We start from the raw sequence: 4641 nt of genomic DNA on the forward strand, positions 1-4641 counted from the left end.
CGCTAGGTCGCCTAAGCGTCGTCGAGAGTCCGGTAATCCGCATAGCGCCGGGATTAAGCACTGCTTTCACCGGTACAATACCGCCGCAGAAAGCGCTCCACTTCGACGCGGCTTCACCCACCGCAATGATCGAATGGGATGGAATTTCACTACCGCCCGAATATCTCGATTACCTTCCCGAAGCGGCGCCCTATTCGGTTGTTAACAAGCCGAACGTACTGATAATAGGAATGGGCGGCGGCAGACACCTTCTGCGTGCGATAAAACACGAATCAAATTCCATCACCGTTGTTGAGCGGGATAGACGGGTTGTCAATTTATTTGACGATGAACTTGCTGGTTTCACAGGTCGACTTACAGCACTCGACGCCGTCAGGATTATAATCAGCGACGGAAGGCGGTTTATCAAGACAGACTCCTCTACATATGACTTGATCGAAATATCAGCGCTCGGTTCATTTGCGGCAGCTTCCTCCGGAGTCACCGCCTTGAGCGAGACATATCTCTTTACGGTAGAGGCGATAAGGGATGGGCTGCAGCTTCTCAAACCCGGCGGTATGATCTCACTGACCGCATGGTTGAAACATCCTCCAAGAGATAATCTTAAACTCCTCGCCACAGCTGCGGAAGCGCTCGAGGAAGAGGAGTTTAGATACCCCGGGCGGAACGTATTCTTCTTCAGGGGCTGGGGTACTGCTACTATTTTAATAAAGCGGGAAGAATTCACCGGGACGGAAATTGAGAAATTAAAAGAATTCTGCGAGAAGCTATTCTTCGACGTAATTCATTACCCGGGAATCAACAAAACAGAAGTTAACAGGTATAACCGATTCTCGGAACCGCAGTATTTTCAGGCAGCCGCGGAGATACTGTCGAACGCGCACCGGCGTGAGGATTTTTACGCATCGTACCTGTTTGACGTCTCCCCCGCAAGAGACGGCAAGCCGTATTTTAATCACTTGTTCAAGCTTACATCAATCCCACATCTTTACCGGACTCTCGGCGTGGAATGGATACCTTTTATTGAGTGGGGCTACATCATACTCTTTGCGACTCTTGTGCAGGCTCTGATTGCAAGTACAGTTCTTATCCTCATCCCGCTGAGGTTTCTGAACCACAGTACAGTCGCAATCCGAAGGGTGCGGAAGCTGAAAATATGGATTTATTTTGCCTCAATAGGACTCGCCTATATGTTAGTGGAGATAGTGTTCACTCAGAAATTTACTCTTTTTCTTGCAGAACCGGTCTACTCGGTTTCTGTGACCTTAGCCGCGCTCCTTTTCTGGTCAGGGATCGGAAGTTATTTCTCAGACGAAATCAGAAAGAGAATCCCGAACGCCTTCCTGATTCCAGCAATGGCGGCGGCATTAATAATCATGGAAATCGCGCTCCTCGATCACGTTTTTAACGTCGCACTCCATCTCGGTCTGGGGTGGAGGATAATTATCGCTATTGTCATTATAGCACCGCTCGGATTTGCCATGGGAATACCCTTCCCCGTTGGCTTGAAGGCGTTGGGAGAAACGGCAGAGAATTACGTTCCGTGGGCATGGGGGATCAACGGATGCGCTTCGGTAATAGGCGCTGTTCTCGCAATGACGTTATCGGTTTCCTTCGGATTCAGTGCGGTTCTGATGGCCGCAGCGGGTTTGTACATCGCAGCGGGCCTTTCAGGATTAATTACGGGGGAATAAGTCTGCATCCCATTCAAATACAGCTCTTCATAATGTTTCGGTGACCTGCCCCCATTTAGTCCATCTTCTATATTACACTTTAAGCCCTTGCCCCGCCCCCATTTTCTGTTCTCAGCATGACCATTCGAGCACTGGATACATATCATCGAGAAACGCACCTACATCGTTTATATCATCTTTATAAGTCAGATCCGGAATGAATTCAGCGAGCGGGATAGAAATCATAGTTTCCGGAAAATCGCTTAGCATGTTGAGTATTGCTGTTTGAATCTCTTTCTCCCCTCTTATTTCGTTAACCGGACAATTAAGCAAATATGTGTAGATCAAAGCACCGCTAAATTTAAAGAGATTCATACTAACACGGATTTTTGAGTTGGAGTTCCTAAATTTCTTTAGATCGGCATTAACCGGTTTCTCGAGAATGTCTGTCAAGTAGCCGGCTTCGTTTACAATGATGACAGCAAATTTTGATATTCTCTCTGCAGGAAGATCAAGCGCTTCGGCATCGTATGCGATAAAAGCGTTCGGGCTACTCTCCGTTAAAACCAGTTTGAGCGCTTTCTCGGAATATAAATTGTCACTGTTGCACATGGAAAACTCCGTTTCCTTTAGATACGGATATGATTCGAGCGCCGAAAGCAACGCATCAGCTGTTCCGGACGGCTTTTCTCTGCCGACCGCAATTCTCTGAATTGAATACGATATATTAAGGCCATGAAAATCATTTCCTGAATCAGCAGGACCATAAAATTTTCTGAATAGACTGTATTCTTCCCCGGTAACAATAATAATCCTTGTGTAACCTGCGTTCTGGGCGTTATATAGGAGATAATCGAGAAAAGGTCTCTGTTTCTTCCCAACTTGTATAATGCCTTTGTCCCTTACGTTCGCCTGCTCGATTTCGCTTTCAGTCAATTTCCCGGATGCGTCTGAAGTTTTCATTCTTGAGGAAAGTCCGCCTGCAAGAATAATTAGTGTATCATGCATCGGAAATTTCTCCACTGACCTCCGCCCCGCTGTTTACGCTGACCTTGTATGCTTTACCTCCTGCTTGCCCGATTGATTCGATGACTTCATCCTCCCGTCCCGGAGCAAGTACGACAATGGTACCACCTCCACCGGAGCCGTTTATCTTCGCACCGAGGGCACCCGCCTCGAGTGCTGCGTCGATCATCGAATCGATCCTTTCTGTCGTAAGCCTTAAATTGTTCTTGAGTACAGAATGATGCCTGTTCATGAGAGATCCAATCCTCCCGAAATCGGGTGAATCTTTTTTGAATTCGGCGAGAGCCTCGATAGTATACGAGTGATTTAGTACAGCGCCTTTGAGATACGGCCGTTTCTCGTCGTCAACGAGGGGAAGCAGTTCAGGCATGTCACCGATCTTTATTTCGTCAATAGTCTTATTGGGAAGGAATTCGTGAATCTGATCCATCGCCCCATTTACCGATTTTCTGCCGAGACTGAGCACCGAGAGAGTATCCTTGGGCGCATTGGAATCCCCGAGAATCAACCCCTCCATCTTTTTTGCGAGCTCAGTGATCCGATAATCGCCTGTCGTTTCTATATGTATGACGTTTCCCATTGCAATGCTGAAATGATCCATCATGCCGCCAGGTTCACCATGCTCCAAAACCTCCGCTTCATACGCCAATCGAGCTAGATTTTCAGGTGTTAATTCCAGTACCGATGGATAAATATTCAAGAGCAGGTTAATCCACGCGGTAACAAGAGCACTCGAACTTGATGCTCCCGAACTGATCGGTATTGCGCTGCTGACTTTCAGATCGAGACCGAAATCGGGTTTACATCCGTGTCCTCTCAGTACCTTGAGGCTCGAACCAAAGTAATCTCTTCGTTCAAGGGTTTCAAATCTTTCGTCCAGATGAATCTTCCTCGACTTACCGATATCGGGCATATCGATTCGAAAATACTCTGAATAGTTCCTTTCAGCCGATATTTCAATGTAAATATTTATCGCTGCAACTATCACCGGAAGTCCAAGATAATCCTGATGTTCTCCAAGCAGACATACTCTTGCAGGTGCTCGTGAAATCATACTATTTTCTCACCCAGTTAACGGTGACCAGCCTCCATTTAGCCTAACTTCTATGTTACACATTAAGCCTTAAGATTTCACTAAAAATATGTCTCATTAACGGTGGTTTTTGAGACACATTTATAGTGTGCGAAAACTCATACGTTTATGAAACAGATTCTGTATCCAAAACGTACGCTCTGAAACATCTTGCCAACTTGAAAACGTCAGTCTATCTTAAAGCTCAACTAATAGTTAATTGTTTAATTGAATGCCGAGGGATAAATATCTCGATAAAATGTTCAAACTGTTTATTTGAGAATCCAGACGGGTCGAAGTTTTGTAATGAATGTGGCAATGCACTAACTCAAGAGCAGCAAGAAGACCGTTTTTCACTCTTGCATGAATATTTGCCAGCCGAACTTAGAAAAAAAATTCTTTCAGCAGGTAAGCAACTTGAAAGCGAACGAAGGCTTGTTACGATTCTCTTTGCAGATATATCAGGTTTTACCGCTCTTTCAGAAAAATTAGATCCCGAGATAGTATCGAATATTCTGAACGACTGTTTCAAGGGGTTGACATCTATTATTCATAAATATGAAGGTATGATCGATAAGTTCATCGGTGATGAGGTTATGGTGATATTTGGAGCTCCTATTTCTCACGAGAATGATCCAGAAAGAGCAGTGCGATGTTCTTTGGAAATGATGGAATATATTGAGCGATTCAATACCATAAGCCCGGTGAGTCTTCCTTCACCTCTTGGCATTCATATAGGTCTTAATTCCGGATTGGTCATAGCCGGCAATGTTGGCAGTGATTTGCGGATGAATTATTCTGTTATTGGAGATACGGTGAATCTCGCGGCTAGACTTGTCAGTCTTGCCTCTACTGGTGAAATCAAAATGA

The 4641-nt window shown here is 45.4% G+C and carries 4 protein-coding genes; 2 read left to right on the forward strand and 2 right to left on the reverse strand.

Annotated elements, in window-relative coordinates:
* A partial coding sequence (locus IIB39_11250; GenBank protein MCH8929271.1) for an SAM-dependent methyltransferase occupies positions 1-1694 on the forward strand: 1694 nt, incomplete at its 5' end.
* Positions 1695-1805: 111 nt separating this feature from the next.
* Here IIB39_11250 and IIB39_11255 read toward each other — a convergent pair.
* Together IIB39_11255 and IIB39_11260 are read right to left on the reverse strand one after the other, a co-directional pair.
* Positions 1806-2681, reverse strand: a complete 876-nt coding sequence (locus IIB39_11255) for an NTP transferase domain-containing protein (GenBank protein MCH8929272.1) — start codon at positions 2679-2681, stop codon at positions 1806-1808.
* Positions 2674-3753 (reverse strand): galactokinase, encoded by a 1080-nt coding sequence (locus IIB39_11260; protein MCH8929273.1) that lies wholly within the window; start codon positions 3751-3753, stop codon positions 2674-2676. The genes IIB39_11255 and IIB39_11260 overlap by 8 nt, the downstream gene beginning before the upstream one ends.
* A gap of 389 nt (positions 3754-4142) precedes the next feature.
* Between IIB39_11260 and IIB39_11265 the strand changes: the two genes are divergently transcribed.
* Positions 4143-4641, forward strand: a 499-nt coding sequence (locus IIB39_11265; GenBank protein MCH8929274.1) for an adenylate/guanylate cyclase domain-containing protein, incomplete at its 3' end; no start/stop codon positions are given.

The sequence above is a fragment of the Candidatus Neomarinimicrobiota bacterium genome (assembly GCA_022573815.1).
GTDB lineage: Bacteria > Fidelibacterota > SORT01 > SORT01 > SORT01 > JACZTG01.

Coding starts and splice junctions, on each gene's coding strand:
- IIB39_11260 (MCH8929273.1), bottom strand. CDS start 3,753: ATGATTTCACGAGCACCTGCAAGAGTATGTCTGCTTGGAGAACATCAG.
- IIB39_11255 (MCH8929272.1), bottom strand. CDS start 2,681: ATGCATGATACACTAATTATTCTTGCAGGCGGACTTTCCTCAAGAATG.